This window comes from Anatilimnocola floriformis, from assembly GCF_024256385.1.
GTDB lineage: Bacteria > Planctomycetota > Planctomycetia > Pirellulales > Pirellulaceae > Anatilimnocola > Anatilimnocola floriformis.
On record NZ_JAMLFW010000001.1, the window covers coordinates 2539939 to 2556423 of the forward strand.

General features: G+C 54.0%; 18 protein-coding genes. 11 read left to right on the forward strand and 7 right to left on the reverse strand.

Annotated elements, in window-relative coordinates; genetic code table 11:
- Positions 1–27 precede the first annotated feature (27 nt).
- Positions 28–1947 carry a PAS domain-containing hybrid sensor histidine kinase/response regulator gene (locus M9Q49_RS09865; protein ID WP_254508559.1) on the reverse strand — a complete coding sequence of 640 codons (1920 nt, stop codon included), beginning with the start codon at positions 1945–1947 and terminating at the stop codon, positions 28–30.
- Positions 1948–2529: 582 nt separating this feature from the next.
- Between M9Q49_RS09865 and M9Q49_RS09870 the strand changes: the two genes are divergently transcribed.
- Complete coding sequence (locus M9Q49_RS09870) at positions 2530–2715, forward strand: hypothetical protein (RefSeq protein ID WP_254508560.1); 186 nt, start codon at positions 2530–2532, stop codon at positions 2713–2715.
- A 36-nt stretch (positions 2716–2751) separates the two neighbouring features.
- A complete protein-coding gene (locus M9Q49_RS09875) occupies positions 2752–2967 on the forward strand; it encodes a hypothetical protein (protein WP_254508561.1) in 216 nt (71 codons plus the stop codon).
- A 659-nt stretch (positions 2968–3626) separates the two neighbouring features.
- On the opposite strand, the gene M9Q49_RS09880 is transcribed toward M9Q49_RS09875, so the two are convergent.
- Genes M9Q49_RS09880 through M9Q49_RS35395 form a run of 5 tightly spaced genes read right to left on the reverse strand, consistent with a single transcriptional unit; the run spans position 3627 to position 6769 of the window.
- Positions 3627–4154, reverse strand: a complete 528-nt coding sequence (locus tag M9Q49_RS09880) for an ankyrin repeat domain-containing protein (RefSeq protein WP_254508563.1) — start codon at positions 4152–4154, stop codon at positions 3627–3629.
- 46 nt (positions 4155–4200) lie between these two features.
- Positions 4201–4560, reverse strand: coding sequence for a hypothetical protein (locus M9Q49_RS09885; protein WP_254508564.1), 360 nt, complete (start codon positions 4558–4560; stop codon positions 4201–4203).
- Entirely contained in the window at positions 4557–6059 is a 1503-nt protein-coding gene (locus M9Q49_RS09890; RefSeq protein ID WP_254508565.1) for a recombinase family protein, read from the reverse strand. Before M9Q49_RS09890 ends, M9Q49_RS09885 begins: the two co-directional genes overlap by 4 nt.
- The gene (locus M9Q49_RS09895; RefSeq protein WP_315861197.1) at positions 6056–6622 is read right to left on the reverse strand and encodes a DUF2924 domain-containing protein; all 567 of its coding nucleotides are present in this window, start codon (positions 6620–6622) and stop codon (positions 6056–6058) included. Before M9Q49_RS09895 ends, M9Q49_RS09890 begins: the two co-directional genes overlap by 4 nt.
- Positions 6623–6640: 18 nt before the next feature.
- Positions 6641–6769 (reverse strand): hypothetical protein, encoded by a 129-nt coding sequence (locus M9Q49_RS35395; protein ID WP_261365039.1) that lies wholly within the window; start codon positions 6767–6769, stop codon positions 6641–6643.
- A 198-nt stretch (positions 6770–6967) separates the two neighbouring features.
- On the opposite strand from M9Q49_RS35395, the gene M9Q49_RS09900 reads away from it, so the two are divergent.
- The 8 genes from M9Q49_RS09900 to M9Q49_RS09925 all read left to right on the forward strand — a co-directional run bounded on the left by M9Q49_RS09900 (position 6968) and on the right by M9Q49_RS09925 (position 14828).
- Positions 6968–7564, forward strand: coding sequence for a hypothetical protein (locus M9Q49_RS09900; protein ID WP_254508567.1), 597 nt, complete (start codon positions 6968–6970; stop codon positions 7562–7564).
- A 93-nt stretch (positions 7565–7657) separates the two neighbouring features.
- Positions 7658–7948 (forward strand): hypothetical protein, encoded by a 291-nt coding sequence (locus M9Q49_RS09905; RefSeq protein ID WP_254508568.1) that lies wholly within the window; start codon positions 7658–7660, stop codon positions 7946–7948.
- A gap of 3 nt (positions 7949–7951) precedes the next feature.
- Positions 7952–8344, forward strand: coding sequence for a bifunctional DNA primase/polymerase (locus M9Q49_RS09910; protein ID WP_254508569.1), 393 nt, complete (start codon positions 7952–7954; stop codon positions 8342–8344).
- Complete coding sequence (locus tag M9Q49_RS09915) at positions 8310–9392, forward strand: DNA primase family protein (protein WP_254508571.1); 1083 nt, start codon at positions 8310–8312, stop codon at positions 9390–9392. Before M9Q49_RS09910 ends, M9Q49_RS09915 begins: the two co-directional genes overlap by 35 nt.
- A 205-nt stretch (positions 9393–9597) precedes the next feature.
- Complete coding sequence (locus M9Q49_RS35970; RefSeq protein ID WP_390843717.1) at positions 9598–9786, forward strand: NrdR family transcriptional regulator; 189 nt, start codon at positions 9598–9600, stop codon at positions 9784–9786.
- A gap of 419 nt (positions 9787–10205) precedes the next feature.
- The gene (locus tag M9Q49_RS35975) at positions 10206–10922 is read left to right on the forward strand and encodes a Druantia anti-phage system protein DruA (RefSeq protein WP_390844808.1); all 717 of its coding nucleotides are present in this window, start codon (positions 10206–10208) and stop codon (positions 10920–10922) included.
- Complete coding sequence (locus M9Q49_RS09920) at positions 10919–13720, forward strand: ORC-CDC6 family AAA ATPase (protein WP_254508572.1); 2802 nt, start codon at positions 10919–10921, stop codon at positions 13718–13720. Before M9Q49_RS35975 ends, M9Q49_RS09920 begins: the two co-directional genes overlap by 4 nt.
- Positions 13713–14828, forward strand: coding sequence for a hypothetical protein (locus M9Q49_RS09925; RefSeq protein WP_254508573.1), 1116 nt, complete (start codon positions 13713–13715; stop codon positions 14826–14828). Before M9Q49_RS09920 ends, M9Q49_RS09925 begins: the two co-directional genes overlap by 8 nt.
- A gap of 781 nt (positions 14829–15609) precedes the next feature.
- Here the strand turns inward: M9Q49_RS09925 and M9Q49_RS09930 are convergent.
- Positions 15610–15852 (reverse strand): DUF2171 domain-containing protein, encoded by a 243-nt coding sequence (locus tag M9Q49_RS09930; protein ID WP_254508574.1) that lies wholly within the window; start codon positions 15850–15852, stop codon positions 15610–15612.
- 229 nt (positions 15853–16081) lie between these two features.
- On the opposite strand from M9Q49_RS09930, the gene M9Q49_RS09935 reads away from it, so the two are divergent.
- Complete coding sequence (locus tag M9Q49_RS09935; RefSeq protein ID WP_254508575.1) at positions 16082–16366, forward strand: antibiotic biosynthesis monooxygenase family protein; 285 nt, start codon at positions 16082–16084, stop codon at positions 16364–16366.
- The last annotated feature ends 119 nt before the right edge of the window (positions 16367–16485 follow it).

Sequence of the window (16485 nt, forward strand, 5' to 3'; positions counted from 1 at the left end):
CTCCGCACTAGGGGCAAGTAGGGGCAATTAGTTCAAAGTTTCAGCGTTCGGCGATGCAATCAGCGCGGCTAGTGTCGTAGGGTCTGGCGGCTTCACCAGATGGTGATTGAATCCGGCTTCCTTCGAGCGTAGGCGGTCCTCTGTTTGACCGTAGCCAGTGAGCGCGGCTATCACCATCCCTTCAAATTCGGGCACTGAACGCATTGCCTTTGCGACGTCGTAACCGTTCATACCCGGCATCCCGATGTCTAGCAGGACGATCTGTGGTTGAAAGTGCTTGGCCTTCTCAATTGCACTGGGACCATTGAAGGCAGATTGAACATCGTGCCCCCACGCTCTCAGCAAATGCTCAACGCTGGTCGCGGCATCCACGTTGTCATCGACAATTAGGACACGTCGTCGCGGCCCACCATTCGCAGCGCAGCGTGTGCTCAACGCTGCTTGCGTGGCAGGGGCGTTCTTCGCTAATGGCAAATGAACGGTAAGTTCACTACCTATTCCCAATCCCTCACTGGTTGCAGTTACCGAGCCGCCGTGCATTTCGACGATCCGTTTGACAAGCGTTAACCCAATCCCCAAACCGCCGCGAGCGCGTGCGATACTGGTATCAGCCTGCTCGAAGAGATTGAAAATCCTAGTGAGTTCATCGCCCGTCATTCCCACGCCATTGTCCCGAACACGAATGGCGACTTCGTCTTTGCCGGGTTCAATCGTTAGCCAAATCTGGCTGGGTTTGTCAGTGTACTTTGAGGCATTGGACAACAGGTTGCTGACAACTTGCGAGAGTCTCACCAAGTCGCCATCGACAAAAATTGGCCGAGCAGGACGCGTGAGCATTAGCTCATGTCCGCGTGCATCAATCGCAGGCTGAATTTCTTCAATCGCCCGCTCGACGAAGGCCCCCACGTCAATCGGCTGACTGACCAGATGAATCTTGCCCGTTACAATGCGCGAGACATCTAGCAGGTCATCGACCAGCCGCATCAGATGCACAATTTGTCGCTCCATCATCACGGTGGTTTGCTGGATTGCTGGCTCATCCCTGCTGGCTATTTTAAGTAGTTCGACCCCGTTACGAATGGGCGCGAGCGGGTTGCGAAGCTCATGCGCTAACATCGCTAGAAACTCGTTTTTATGTCTGTCAGCAAGTTGCAGTTGCTCGACGTGGCGTTTATGGGTTAAGTCGCGGGTGATCTTGGCAAAGCCGTGTAATTCGCCTTTCGTGTCGTACAACGCGGTGATGACAACGTTTGCCCAGAATTGGGTTCGATCTTTGCGGACACGCCAGCCTTCATCTTCGATGCGGCCATCGCGTTTTACCACTTCAAGCTCATTCGCAGGCTTACCGTTGGCAACGTCCTCTGATGAATAGAACTCAGAGAAGTGCCGCCCGATGATTTCAGTCGCTGTGTACCCTTTGATCCGCTCCGCACCCAGATTCCAAGTTGCCACACGTCCGTCCGGTTCGAGCATGAAGATCGCGTAATCCTGTACGCTTTCAACCATCAGACGCAAACGCTCTTCGCTTTGCCGCAGCCTCTCTTCCGCTTCCTTGCGTTCGGTCAAATCTCGGGTAATTTTGAGAAACCCGCGAAGTTTTCCATCTGTGTTTCTTAACGAAGTGATAACCACATTCGCCCAAATCTGCGAGCCATCTTTGCGAACTCGCCATCCTTCATCTTGAATCCTGCCGCCAGACGCGGCGCGTCTCAGTTCCTCCTGCGGCCATCCAGAGTCAATTGCATCTTGCGTGTAGAATCGCGTGAAAGACAACCCGATGATTTCATTCGGTTTGTAGCCTTTGATACGCTCTGCCCCGGCGTTCCAGCTACGGATGATTCCGTTCTCATCTAGCAGAAAAATGGCGTGATCTTCCACACCAGCGACAAGTTCCGTGAAGTGCTGCTCTATTTCATGCAGTGAAAAATCTGGCGATGGCGGCATCATGTTCTTTCGTGGACGGCTGCACATGGAAGATCCATGGTGCCAACTCATTGTCTGCGATACCGCCGAAAGTAGCCAGCCACAAAAGAATACGCGGTGTCGCGCATGAAAAAGCCCAGCGCGGGGCAAACGGGCTGGGCTGGGCACATTGGCCGATGAAGACCGGCAGGGTGCCCACTGACAACTATCGTCGCTATCTCACTGAAAGGTTGGGCAATCGAACGGCGTCTGAACGGTTTCCGATAAATGCCCATGCCCTAACTCGCGCAGCGACGACTTACTTCGGCTGATGCGGATCGCCGATTAAACTTAGGCAATGTTCAGCGATTACAACTTGTTTCTTTGTCAGGCGAAGCAAAGGATAGAAGTACGACTCGCTTCTTTAACGCGAATCATCCTTGTTCGCAGCGGCACAGATTTGGCCCTATGCGGCTGACTGTCCCACCCCCTGACGCTCCACAATTGGGGAAAACCAGATGGCCGTTAGGCTGGTGGGACAGCGGAACTTGCCGCCATCTTGACGCTGACGACAGTTGGTTCAGGAGCCGAGTGCGTAAAATGTAGACATACGAAAGCGAGGTCTTTATGACCCGAACGGAACGCGAGCGGGAATTGCAGCTATCTCTGGTTTATGATCGCTATTTACTGATTCATGATTATCGTGCCGCGATGCACCTATATGGTGATCCTGCTGATTCGGAAAACGAATCGGAAGATGTGATGATTCAAGCAATCGCAAATCGGAAACAACCAAAGAAGCCGCCGAAGTAACAAACCTCGCCGACTGACAACCGATACAATCAAACCATGAAACGCGAAGCCCGCGCGCCGCTGATCGTCGCTATCATCGCGCTGGCTCTGCCGCTGCTGTACGTGGCGAGTTATTTCGCGATGGTCACACCAGCGTCCGTGACGGTCAGCAGCGCAGGAACCCATGTAGTCAACAACTACAGGTTCGGCGAAGTTCGGGCACAGCGATTCTTCTGGCCTTTAGAACAGATCGACATAAGGCTGCTTTGTTGACATAGTTGGCAATCGAATTACAGCAAATCCAACCACAGCGGAATGTGTTCGGGTCTCAGAAGACCCAAATACTCTTCATCAGCAGGCCATGACTGAATGAACGCCGTTGGGAATGCAATCCCCAGGTAGGCTGCGCCGTGAGCCGGCCAAGTATAGTCTTGAACTTCGTCTGACGAGCTTAGGCACCAAGCGTGATGCGCTGGGCAGTGGTCACCGTCCACAAAAGCCAAGCCTTCGCAATAGGTGTGCTGGTCGCGACCGATTCAACCATTCACAATATTCCGATTCACGTTGCACTAGCTAATTCTCGCATGATGGACCTGCGTTGCGAATTGTAATGGGAAGACGAAATTGGTGGGATTGGACTTTCTGTCGTGACCCTGATTCCCCTCTCTTGCCGCCCTTGGAAGAACGCGGGCGTGGCGAAGGTCGAACGAGCATCGCAGGCGAAACCGCCATCACCCACATTTTCGATTAACACCGCGAAAGTTCGGCGATTTCAACTCCTCCAATTCTCCGCCAAATTCCTGGAAACGGGCAAAAGCGGGCGGACGGCAGCAGATTGCAACCCATTCACAATAAACGACTTCGGACGTCGACGGACACGGGCGGGTAGCCTATTTTCGTCCTGGAAAATCGCTCGGTAATCCGGCTACGCATTAGAGCTCGTTCGCCTGCTTAGCTCCATTCGAGCGAAGAAACTGGACTACTTCGTCGCTGCCGCTATCGATCGCATGGTCGAGAGGCGTCATTTCGGCCCAACATGAGTTGATCGCCGCACCTTTCTCCAAGAGAAATTGAACCATCGGCAGATTTCCCTCTCGCGCTGCATGAATCAGTGCGTAGCAGCGTGTTTGGCCACGGACATCGAAGTTGATCTTTGCCCCATGAGCAAGCATCCACTTCACAACTTCAAGATGTCCGTCGCTTGCCGCGCGATAGACCACACCTTCTGGGCTCGCCACCGAATCGCTATTGGCTGGCTCGTTGATGTCGACGCCGGTACTAATCAGAAACTTGATGACGTCCAGATTCCCGGCAGAAGCAGCGTCGGAGAACCACATGCTTCGGCCATCAGGAAACTGGCGCTGGTCGGGGTGCTGTTCGAACAAGGACTTGAACGTTCGCGAGTCGCCTTCTTGAATCGCGTTGTACATCCGCTCAGGAACTGGCGTTTCATCGGTCATGGCATTGCTCCTTTCGGCGGCTTCGGCTGCAAAGACGATGCCGAAGTTAGGTTGAGATTAGGCGTAACCACAATCGTTGCTGTTCTTTCCAGCAAGATATTGCGGCGAGGGGTCGAAGTTGCCGCTCATTGATAGCGCCGGGCTTTGTGAGTATTTGTTCTTGGAGGTTTGGCGCAAGCGCCAACAGGTTCATGATCTGAGTGAGACGAGGCCTGCTCACGTGTCCCAGCTCCGCGATCTCCGCTTGGTCCCGGACCTTCCCCTCGCGTATTAACTCGTCGAAGTGAATCGCCAACGCCATCAGCTTGGCGATGCGGGGAACACGAACGACCGGCTTGGACTCCTGCGCAGGCGCAAGCTTCTTCTTCCCCTTCGCTACCCGTTTGAACTGCACTTTCACCTTCATGCCATCGCCTCCTCGTTGATGCCAACGGACCGAAATGAAATCGCCAATGTGCCGTCACGCCCGTCGTGTGCGACCGTTTCGACCAAGAGCTCGATCACACGCACTTGCTCGCGAGTGGATAGGGCGTGCCATAGGCGGCAAAAGTCAGCCAGACCCGCTCGCACCCGGGGTTCGTCGATTGTGGCCGCCGTGGCGCGCGACAGGGCGGTTTCTGTCGCTCGGATCGAGTCCTTGATCCCGGCTAGTTTCTCGGCGAGTGCTCCGTCACCGGGGGAACGACGGACCGCTTGCTCGACTGATACCCGCTGGCGATTGAGTTTTTGGAGTTCGCCACCCAGACTGTCGACTTCGACGGTCTGTTGCGCACGGGCCTGGGCCAACGTCGCCGCCAGCAACTCCGGCGATTCCGCCAGCGCCTTCAGCTGCTCGACGATGAAGGCTTCGATCTCGCCAGCTGGTATAGACGGTGCCGCGCACGTGTCCCAGCCATCCCGCTGCGCTTTCGCACAAACGTAGTACCGGTACTGCTTCGGTCCTTTCTTCGTGTACACGTGGTGCATCGGCGAGTCGCAGCAACTGCAGCGGAGTAGGCCACGCAGCAGCGCGCCGTGGCGGTTTCGGTTCCCAGCACCGCCGTCTTGCTTACCCCGCGTCAGCGCCGCCTGCACTTTCAGGAACAGCACTTCGTCGACGATCCCTTTGTGCTCGCCGGGATGGACCTCGTCCTTGTACTTCACCTTGCCGATGTAAGCGGGGTTCGTCAGCAACTGCCACAATCGCCCTTTCGTGAACGGGAGGCCGCCGATCGTGCGCCCCTTCTTCGTGGTCCAGGACTTCGTGCGCCAGCCGCGCTCGTTCAATTGGCGAGCTACCTTCGTCATCGCTTGTTGCTCAGCGTACAGGCCGAAGATCTCACGGATCATTTCGACTTCGGCGGGATTCGGCACAAGCTTCGAGTTCTCGACATCGAATCCGAGTAGCGGCATTCCACCAACCCATTTCCCCTTCCGTCGCGCCGCAGCAATCTTGTCACGCGTCCGTTCCGAGATCATCTCGCGCTCGAACTGGGCGAAGGAGAGAAGCACGTTTAACACGAGTCGACCCATCGAGGTTGCGGTGTTGAACTGCTGGGTGACGGAAACAAAGGCCACGTTGTGCTTGTCGAAAACTTCCATCATGCGGGCAAAGTCGAGCAAGCTGCGACTCAACCGGTCGACTTTGTAAACGCACACGCAGTTAATCTTCCCTGATTCGATGTCTGCCATCAGCTTCTTAAGCGCGGGGCGGTCCATGTTGCCGCCAGTGAATCCGCCGTCGTCATATCGCTCGGGCGAGCAGACCCAGCCTTCGTGCTGCTGGCTCTTGATAAACGCTTCGCCACCTTCACGTTGGGCATCGAGCGTGTTGAACTCCTGTTCGAGCCCTTCCTCGGTGCTCTTGCGGGTGTAGATGCCGCAGATGATGGTCGGTGGTTTGGTTCTGGTTTGTACCTTCTTCATTTCTTCGCTCCCTTACCCAGGCCAAAGAAGACGACGCCGTTCCAATGCTGCCCGGTTACGACCTTGGCGATTGCTGAGAGCGAGGTGTACTTCTGACTTTCATATTCGAATCCGTCGCCTAGCACCGTGACCAGCAACACCTTGTCCTTGTACTTCCGCGTGATGACCGATCCCGGTGGCGGGATACGGTTGTCGCCGTTCAGCTTCACGATCTTAGTCGTCGTGCCGGGTGACGGCTTCGATTGCTTCGGCGCCATGATCCGCAGGTCGGCTTCGTTGGCGAGTTCCTTCGCCCGAGCCAGCGCACGTTCCGACAAACCGCCGAATGCGTTCGCTTGGATCCGCCATGCGATTCTCTTCACCAACCAATCTTTGTGCCGGCTGTTTGTCGGTTCCCCGAACACCTCGACGAACCGCTCTCTCAGCTGGCCGACCGTAAGCAGCGGTAGTGCCGCGAGCTCGGCTCGATTCCACGCACCATATAAGTAGTCTCCTTCTGAATTCAGGCCCGGCGGAACCTCTCCGACCGTTAACCGATGACACAGTGACGCTCTGCCGGGCACATCAATCAAGCGGTCCGGTCAGGATTCTTCCGGATTGTCGATGAGATCGAGTTCGGGGAGGCGCAGGACGCCGCGGGCTAAGATGGCGGCGATGATTTGCAGACGCTGATCGGGCGTCAGTTCGTGGGGTAGGTCGAGGAAGAGCATGAGGCCTCCGTGTGAAAATCGCTTAACTCAGGAGGTTGCGATGCACCTCCGTTTACCCACTACCCGGATCGTCTTCGAATTGACGGAGGATTTTTCGGAATCTCACAGATAGGCGCAAATCCGCATTCTGAGTGACTCGCCAAATGTGTCTGCTATAATCCGTGCAAGTAAGACGGATTCACTGGGGAGAGGGTTAGGATGACCGTGCTGAATGATCTTTACGACACATCCCTGGCGGCTATCGATTCTGCTGACACCCTCTGCGACTTAGCTCGACCTTTCATTCAGATGAAGGCCCGGCGGCTGGTGGGCACCGCCGGTTTCAAGTGCAGCGACCAGCCTGATATCGAGCAGGAAGCGTACATCCGACTCATCGAGCGTTTCGAAAAAGCTCGCGATGTGGGCGAATTGCCTGTCCTCTTTTTCATCAAGCAGATTGTCGATCAGTCCATCGCCAATCAAGTGCGCGCCCGAAAATCGCAGTGCCGTAATCGCAGGACCTTGTCGATTCATTCGCCCAGTTCAGAGTTGGACGGTGCAGAACTTTCGCATTCGTTGCGTGACGATACGGTCCACGGCCAATCGCAGAATTGGTGGCACTGGCAGAAAACGATCGACATTAAGGACACGATCGCCAACCTGAGGCCCGAAGAACAGGAGTTGTGCGTACAGCTTGGCATCATTTCGATTGCCGAGATCGTTCGTAACGCAAAGTTGCCTCGCTCGACACTTCAGGACCGAGTAAGCCGTTTACGTTCCAAGATGCGGGAACATCAGCTGAATACAGGGGCCTGACAGTTTTTCAGAAATTCTTCCGTCATCTTTTCGCCTGACCGGGTAGTGGAAACTTAGACAGAGTTTTCATTCACCATTTCAGCAGGGCGTTCGATGAGCGGAAATGCGTTCCGGTATGATTTCGGCAATGATGTGCCGATGGAAGAGGTCCAGGCCTCAATTCTTCTCGCGGTTCTGGGCTGCGAGAGTTTGCACGGCGAAACGGGCGTGCATCTCAACGCGACATATTCGCTGGATGTAGCCGGCCGTACGTGCGTGGTCGATGTCAGCAATGACGTTGGCAGCGATCTGAATCGGCTTTTCGCGGGCTTCGTCCGGAGGGAATTCGGACGTGGGAAGTTCAGTGTGAAGCGGATCGAAGGACTTTCTGCGATCAAGAGGTGAGCCATGTCACCTCTTGATGCAGCGACAGGCTACTTGCGCCGCGGCTACGCCGTAATTCCGGTCCCGTATCGCGGCAAGAATCCGGGCCTCGACGGTTGGCAACAATTGCGGATCACGCTCGATACGGCCGACCAGCATTTCAATGGTGCACCGCAGAATATTGGTGCGTTACTCGGCGAACCGTCTGGCTGGATCATCGATGTCGATCTCGATCATAAGCGGGCCGTCGAGCTGGCTGCAGACTTCTTGCCACCAACGCCGGCAGTGTTTGGCAGGGAGAGTAAGCTCCGTTCGCATTTTGTCTATCGGGTGACCAGCCCGGTCGCTACCAAGAAATTTCGCAGCAAATCTGCGGGCATGATTGTCGAGCTTCGGTCACCTTCCAATTTCAGTTGAATCGCCGTCGTGGATCCACAGCGCACCATCTGGTGTCGACGCTAAAGACATCTTGCCTTGCCGTTCAACGCTGCTGCATCTGCCCACGGGCATACATTACCCGGCGACGCCAAAGTTCTTTACGGTTAATGCACTCGAGTTCGATCCGGTTCCCAATGCGCCTCCGCCGGCAGCCTGGCACCAATTCCTTCACGAGTTGTTCGATGGTGACATTGAATCGCTCGATCTGCTGCAGGAATGGTTTGGTTATTGTCTGACGGGTGATACGTCGCAGCAGAAAATGATGCTGATGGTCGGCCCGAAGCGGAGTGGTAAAGGCACGCTGGCGCGGGTTCTTCGGCAGCTTATCGGCGCGGGAAACGTCTGTGGGCCTACTACTTCGAGTCTCGCCGAGCAGTTCGGACTACAGCCGCTGGTCGGCAAGACTTTGGCCATCGTCAGTGACGCACGCTTTCACGGCGACAAGATAGCCACGGTGGCAGAACGGCTGCTGTGCATCAGCGGCGAGGATCCGATCTCGATTCCACGGAAGCATTTGACCAACGTGGAGATGAAGCTGCCGACAAGGTTCATGTTTCTTACGAATGAACTTCCGCGGTTCACGGATGCCAGTAACGCTCTGGTCGGTCGTTTCCTGATCTTACGGCTGACCCAGAGCTTCTTCGGCAAAGAAGATGTCGGGCTCACCGGTAAGTTGCTCGGGGAGCTTCCCGGCATTCTGAACTGGTCAATCGAAGGCTGGCACCGCCTGCACAGCCGTGGCTACTTCGTGTTGCCGCGCAGTGCCCAGGAACTCGTGCAGGAGATGGAGGACCTTTCGTCGCCAGTTTCAGCGTTTGTCCGCGAGGAATGTCTGCTTGGGCACGGCCGTCGAGAGACGATCGATTGCCTTTACATCGCCTGGAAGGACTGGTGCGAGGGCCAGGGACGCCAGCACATCGGGACGAAGCAGTCGTTTTGCAAAGATCTTACCGCTGCGTTCTCTGGAATCAAATTGCGGCGAGGAACCGATGATCGACGCTTTTACGATGGGATCGTACTAAAATGACCGCCAAACCAACAATTTGCGAAGCCTGCAAAAGATGGGGGCACGTGGTCAAAAAACAACCGCCGCGAACCGCCGCGGAGGTTAGCACTGCAATCGCGCGCGCTCGGGCGCGCGCCTGCGCGGGAAGGAGTTTGGTTGCATGGGAGCCTCCGCGGCGGTTCGCGGAGGTTGGTCGTTTGTCGCCTACATAAGGGATTATGCTCAAATGAATCTCAAACGAAAGAACACGAAGGTGGCTACTGATCGAGGCCTCAAGTGTCATCAATGCGACAGTCGAAAATTCCGCGTTGTCTACACTCGTGCGGCTCGCGGGGGGAAGCTAGTCCGCCGGCGCCAGTGTCTGAAGTGCGGTGAACGATTGACAACCTGGGAGCGAGCCATCGGCGTGCAATAGGCTACGACGATTGTTCTGATTCTATGGGCAAAATTACTCAAACTTGTCCGCTAATGGACTCACACGTCGCTCGCACGACTTGTAGACGGGAAGTGATGGCGCTAGGATTCAATGAATTACAAGTGATGGATGGTGCTCACAGGGACAAGGACTGGTCCGCTCGCTTCCGCCCTCATTCTTCGCAACCAAATGCCGTGGTCCATGATTCGCTTCAGCCTAAGAAGCTGACTAAAAGCAAGTCTCTCGCCAACCGCGTTCGCACTCAGGGCTTTCGCGCACGTGGACGTTTCTTCACGCCGAAGCAAATTGAAAATATTGTCGGAATAGTCAATCGCTACTCCGTTGAAGGTCGAACTCGAATCTCGGAGCGAGTGTGCCGTAATCTTCGATGGAGACAGCGTAACGGCCTGCTCAAGGACATGGCTTGTCGAGAAGTTCTGCGGAAGCTTGATTCGCTGGGCGTGATCTCTTTGCCGGCCCAGAAGTGGGGCGGCGCTAAATGGCTGCAATATTCGCTTGAGACCACTGGAGCAACCTCGAATGACGTAATCACTACTGTCACATTCAGCAAAATCACAATCGTTCGAGTAGACTCAAAAGGGCACCCACTTGCTCCAACGTGGAATTCCCTCGTCGACGAGCACCACTATCTACACTCGTCACGAATTGTTGGGCGACAACTCAAGTACATCGCAACATACGAAGGGGCTCCGATCGCATGCTTAGGATGGGGCGACTGTGCGTGGGCTCAAAGTTCGAGAGATTCGTGGATCGGATGGAACGCAAGCCAGCGAATGCGAAATCGTCACTTAGTGATCAATAATTCCCGCTTTCTGATTCTTCCCTGGATAAAAGTTCCGAATCTCGCATCTTGGGTAATCGCAGCTTGCAGTAACCTCGCTGTTCGCGACTGGGCCGAACAGTACGCCATCACGCCAGCGCTCCTTGAGACCTTCGTCGACTCAGAACGTTTTCTGGGAACTTGTTATCGCGCCGCAAATTGGCAGCAAATTGGCGTGACTGCAGGCTATGCAAAGGTCGGTAACTCGCACCATAATTCTCAATCCCCGAAACTCGTCTTCGCATATCCGACGACACGCCGGTTCCGGGATCTCCTTAGGGGGCGACGAAAGTGACTTCTGAGCAATTCTACGAAAGCCAAGTTGGGCAGAAGTTTGCTGGCTATACGTTGGATTGCATTCTAGATAACGACGAAGGATCGCACTGGTACGACTCACACGCGGACAATGGCGAGCGAGTGATCGTATATATATCTGCAGACAATGCAGCAAGGGATCGGCGTCGCGCGGGCCTCCACGGATTTCGAACAAGCATCGACGGTCGCCATCCCCTGAATGATTCACCAGTTTTCGCATCAATCGGGGACCATCGCCGAATGATGCCGAAGCAGCTTCGAGAAACGCTACGGAATCCGGACACGCGACCACCAAACATCGCAGGATACGAAATTGAATGCGTGTTGGGCCACGGTTACAAGGGCATCACCTTTCGAGTTCGTCAAACGCACGGACCAAAAACTCCGTACGCGCTAAAATTGACAATTGCAGAAGAATACACTGATAAGACGTTTCTTCCTGAAGTCGACTCGATGGCTGAGTTAGCGCTCGCGGATCGAGACCATTTTCCGCAAATCCACCATTGCGATTACTTTGACTTTGTCTGCGATGGAGTACTTCATCGGCTCGTCTACTTTATAGAAGAATTTGTGAAAGGAAGCACACTTGAGGGCATTCTCAGAACCTCTCCGGAGTCCTTGAACGCGACGTTTCTGTATAACTACACCAGCGAGATGTTGTCAGCCCTTGCCACAATGCAAGCGTGCAAACTTATGCACGATGACTTGCACGCTGGAAACGTCATCCTAATTGACCGCAGCCCAAGGCGCCCGATACTCATTGACTTCGGATCGGTAAAGGCGCGCGGTGTCACGAAAAAGTCGAGAGACGACATTAGGAATTTGGCGTCGCACATTGCCGCAATTGCGAATGCGATTCAGCAATACACGCCAGTGCGTACATCCCAGGAGGACCGCATCCTTCTTGCGTGTGAATCACTTCTTGCGTTTATGTCGGACGATGATCCGATGCGGCGTCCAGACGATGCACACGACCTTGAAGAGAGATTCGCTAGTTTTTTTAGCCTCGGCAGTCTCCAGCAAGTGCTGAAACACCCTTTCGACTTTGGGAATGCCGAGGAGGTCATGGACAACAGCCTTCTCTACAGCCTATCGGCCAAGTCGTTTCCTTGGCGAGCTCAAATGGAGGCAAGCTCGCATTTGCTCGTAATCGGCCCCCGGGGTTCAGGCAAGACGACTGTGTTTAGGTCGATGTCATTCAAATGCTTATCGGACGCGAAGCTGTTTGAAGACGCAATTAGTCGGACATATGTCGGTCTCTACATTTCATGTAACAGGGAGTTTCGGCAACGCTTCAGCGCAATTGATCCAGAACTGTTGACCCGTCGACAGGATGACATCCGGCACTATTTACACTTGGTCATTCTGAGAGAATTTGTAACAACACTGGGTGTGTGCAATATCAATGGAAACCTCCTCGAAGCCGAAACGTCCGCGCTCCGCGAGTTCATCAGATCGCATACTATGCTGCTTAATGCAGTCCCGCCCGACGCTTCTCCAGAAATCGGCGCGATCGAAGCAATAGTTACGAGAGAGGTCAGTCGATGCCGGATGGCGCTGTGGAATGACCAAGATATCGAGGGCTTAACTTCCCAAGGTTTTATAGCTGACTTAGCTGCATTTGCCACAAAGAGTATCGGCGCTTTCCTCGGAAAGACTCTCTATTTGTTTGTCGATGACTACACGGAAGGAAAGGTTCCAAAGGAGGCGCAACGCGCTCTAAACCACATTCTCTTCGTGCCGAATTCTTCCTACAAGTGCAAGATTTCATCCGAAGTATTCGGAGTGGCGCTCGACGAAACTTACGGCAATTTTCTCACTCAGGATCGTGATTATAAAGAATGGAATCTTGGCACAGAGTACTGTGTAAACCTTCCGACAATCGACCAAAAGTCGTTCCTGAAAGAAATCGTCGATAATCGATTGCGGCTTTGTAACTATTCCGGCCGCGTCGACACAGTGATCGGCAATTCAAAATATGCTGGTGGAACGCTTGCGCGAACTTTGAAACGCGAAGCGGAAATCCGCAGGGAGAAGAAGCGAGCCAAGAAACCAGGACCGCAGGAACTCGTGGACCGGATGGTTCAGCGAGAAGTGGAAGATGAGGGCTTCGTGGCTGAATATCACGGCTGGGATACCATCTGCGATCTCTGCACAGGCGACGTAAGCAACATTCTAGAGTTGCTTAACCGTATGTATGAAGAATGTGGTGTTAAGTCTGATACGGAAGGCCGTATCACACCACAGCAGCAAAGTTCAGTCATTGAGGGATATTCGCGACAGTACATCTCGAAGATAAAAGGAATCCCTGTATTTGGCGAGCGACTGTTCGCGATTGTTGACGCTTTTGGAAATATGGCGCGGCAGCTTCTTCAGGAACACCCAGGTATCGACCGCGGTCCAAATCGCAAAGATCCTTATCAAGTGCTTCGGATCGAGCTGGATGAGGCGGGTAATGTCGATCCTGAAAGTGACAGCGGCAGGATCTGGAAATTATTGCAACGATATTGCATCTTTATCGACGCCGAAGAAGGTCGGTCGAGGAGAAATACTCTCTCAAGCAGAGTGCTCTTGCGGCGGATTTTTTGTCCTGTGTTTCGAATGTCGTTAACCAACAGTGAGAGCTGGACAATTTCTCGGCAAAAGTGGGAAGCCTTCTGCAACGACCCTAAGCGTCGTGCCGAGGCTTTCGTGGGCGGTGTTTTGGAAAGCACTTCAACTTCAGATCGCCCACAGCAAACATTCGGCTTTTTGAGTCAAGGTCTAACCAATGACTGACCAATTTGAGAAGTCGTTCCCTCAATTGATTCGAACACTGCCCCAGCCGCAGCGTCTCAACGAGTGTCCACCTAGCAAGGCAATTAGCTGTTTGGTTGCCATAGCTGGTTTTGAGCCGCGATGCTACGCTGCCACTGAGGTCCTGGCCAACGGAAATTGGCGTGCATCAAAGGGGGTGTGTGTCTGCTACTGCAACAGTAAGACGCGGTTGCCAAATGGTAAGTACAAGGACAGGCTGCTTGGCCATATGCGGACGGTGTTAGGTGGAAACGAACCATCCATTCTTGAGCATGACGATCACCTTTTAGAGAGAGATTTCGGAACTGCGATCTTGAATGAACTGCTTTCTCAAGGCATTGATGTCCGTGATCCTGCTACGCATATAGTTGTTGACATTACAGTTGGAAGTTCACGGCTGCTACTCGAAGGTTTGCACGCGTTATTTTCAAGCTCCGCATCGGTGACTGTCGTTTACAGCGAAGCTTCCCAATATCGTCCTTATTTTAACGAGTATTTGGAGAATGCTGAAGAGCGTCGTTTGCACACACTTGAACCCCCCGAATTCCTAACTCTTGGAGTTGAAAGTGTGGAGGTGTTAAGGCGAATACCAGGGCAGAATGCAGATGCGAGGCCTGCGTATCTGATTATGTTTCCGTCATTTGCTTACACGAGATCGAGCGCTGTACTTCAGGAGCTTGCCCCAAGTCGAGTGCAGTGGATTTTCGGTATTCCTCACCTTGTGGAGAACCGCTGGAGGCTTGATGCGCAGCGTGAGTACCACCATGGATTAATGGAGAGGGCCCATCGGCAGTGTTTGGTGAGTACTTTCGATTATCGGGAGACACTAGAGGTGCTCGAGAACATATTTCGAAAGCGACGCTTAGACTACGGTGTTTTTGTCGCATCGCTCGGGAGCAAGATGCAAAAGGTCGGGCAGGTTCTGTTTCACTTGCTGAGGCCAGAGGCCGCCGCAGTGGTCTCCATTCCGAGAACTTGGGATCCCGAGCGATTCAGCAGCGATGAGTCGAAGGAGGTGTATTCTGTTAGCTTCGGACAGTGCTCCGCTATACGTGAATCGCTATGGAAAACAAGACAGCTGCGGCTTTGAGCGAATTCGGTTTCAAGTTCTAGTTGCGTAATAATTCGCTGCCATTTCTCGAATGTCACTTGCTACTCGAGTTCCGTCGCATACAGAATGGGTACTGCCGTCCATAGCGACTGCCGGTTTCTCGACACCGCTGCGGACACCAAGAATATAGCCGGTCCGGCGCGGCGAAATTGATAACAGCGTTTGGCCATGATTTTCCGAAGCGATGATCCGGCAATCGCGCTGCGTATCGAAATCCTGCTAATGAATGCTTGAACGGGACCACACACGCACATGGAACCGAAACCCGAAGCGCCAGCCAAACAACCGACTTGTCAGATCATCGACTGGTACTCGGAAGGAGAAACTCGTGTCCTAAGCGTCGATGGCGTCGAAGTTCGAATTCGGTTTGTCGGGCGTAAGGGACGACGCGGGCGTATCCTGGTAGAGGCACCTGCGGGTGCATTGTTTGACGTGGTAGTTCAGGCACGCGATGCAGCAGAGCACCTAGCCTAGCAAAATAGCTGCTCAGGGAGCGAACCGTCGTCGGCCATGAGCTGATTGCAGTACGGATAGAGGAATCCACCGCGCGATCGACTCTTCGGTAGGAATGACAATAGCTTCAGATAGGTAATACCATAAAAGGTCAGCGCAATGGTCGACGAGTTCTCTGGTCCGTCAATCCACCGCCTGGGCTTTCCGGGCCGCACTCCGCATCATTAGCTCTCAGAAAACGGAAGTTCCCGTATCCAGTTGACCGGCACGGGCACGACCATCTTGCGGCTGTCGCTGCGTGAACGGACTAAGAAATCACTGGTTCGTGCTGCCAGTTCTCAAAGACATCTTCCGAGTTCTTAGTTAAATGAACTTGGCGATCTACTCGCCCCACCCATCCGACCGGAATGTAGTGGTGTTCTTTGCTGGCTTCCGGATCGTTTTTAGTCAACTTGATCCTGTCTCCATCAACTTGATCGACTACGCCAACATGTTTTCCGCATGAGGCAATCACTTCCATGTGCTCGCGGATTTCCGATGTTTTCGCCATGACTGGTTCTCTTTCTCCGGTTGTTCTTAAATCGCGTCACGCACCGATAGTGCAGCTGTCGCGCCGTTTCGGGCACAACAACCGTCAGAGCAGCAGGACGGCGGCGATTTAAGGGGTGCGTCAGTGTGCTCGTGGTCATCGGCACCAGCGATGTGCGAGCCCAGTAGGAAAAGCAAACTGCTACGATGCACACTCTTAACACGAATCACCCAGAACTCAGGAACAGAAAATGATCACCGTTGGCATGAACTACCACGTGCTCCCCGGCAAGCAATCGGACTTCGAGAATAAGTTCGCCGCCGTGCTCGACGCGTTGCGAAAGGCAGAGGGGCACACGAACTCCACGCTGTGGAAAGATGTTAGCGACGACGCCTCTTACCTCATCACGAGCGAATGGTCGGATGAGCAGGCGTTCGTGACCTTCATCCATAGCGCGGCATTTAAGGAAGTGACGACCTGGGGAAAAGAACAGATTCTATCGGGCCGTCCGCAGCACAAGATCTACAAGCACTAACCCGACCTACCGAGAGCTAAATTCATTTTCAGTTCGAGGGCGATTCGCTATAATCTCAACATCACAGCGATAGGCTAGTTTTCTGGTCAGCCTATCCGCCGCCTGGGCTACCCGGGCCG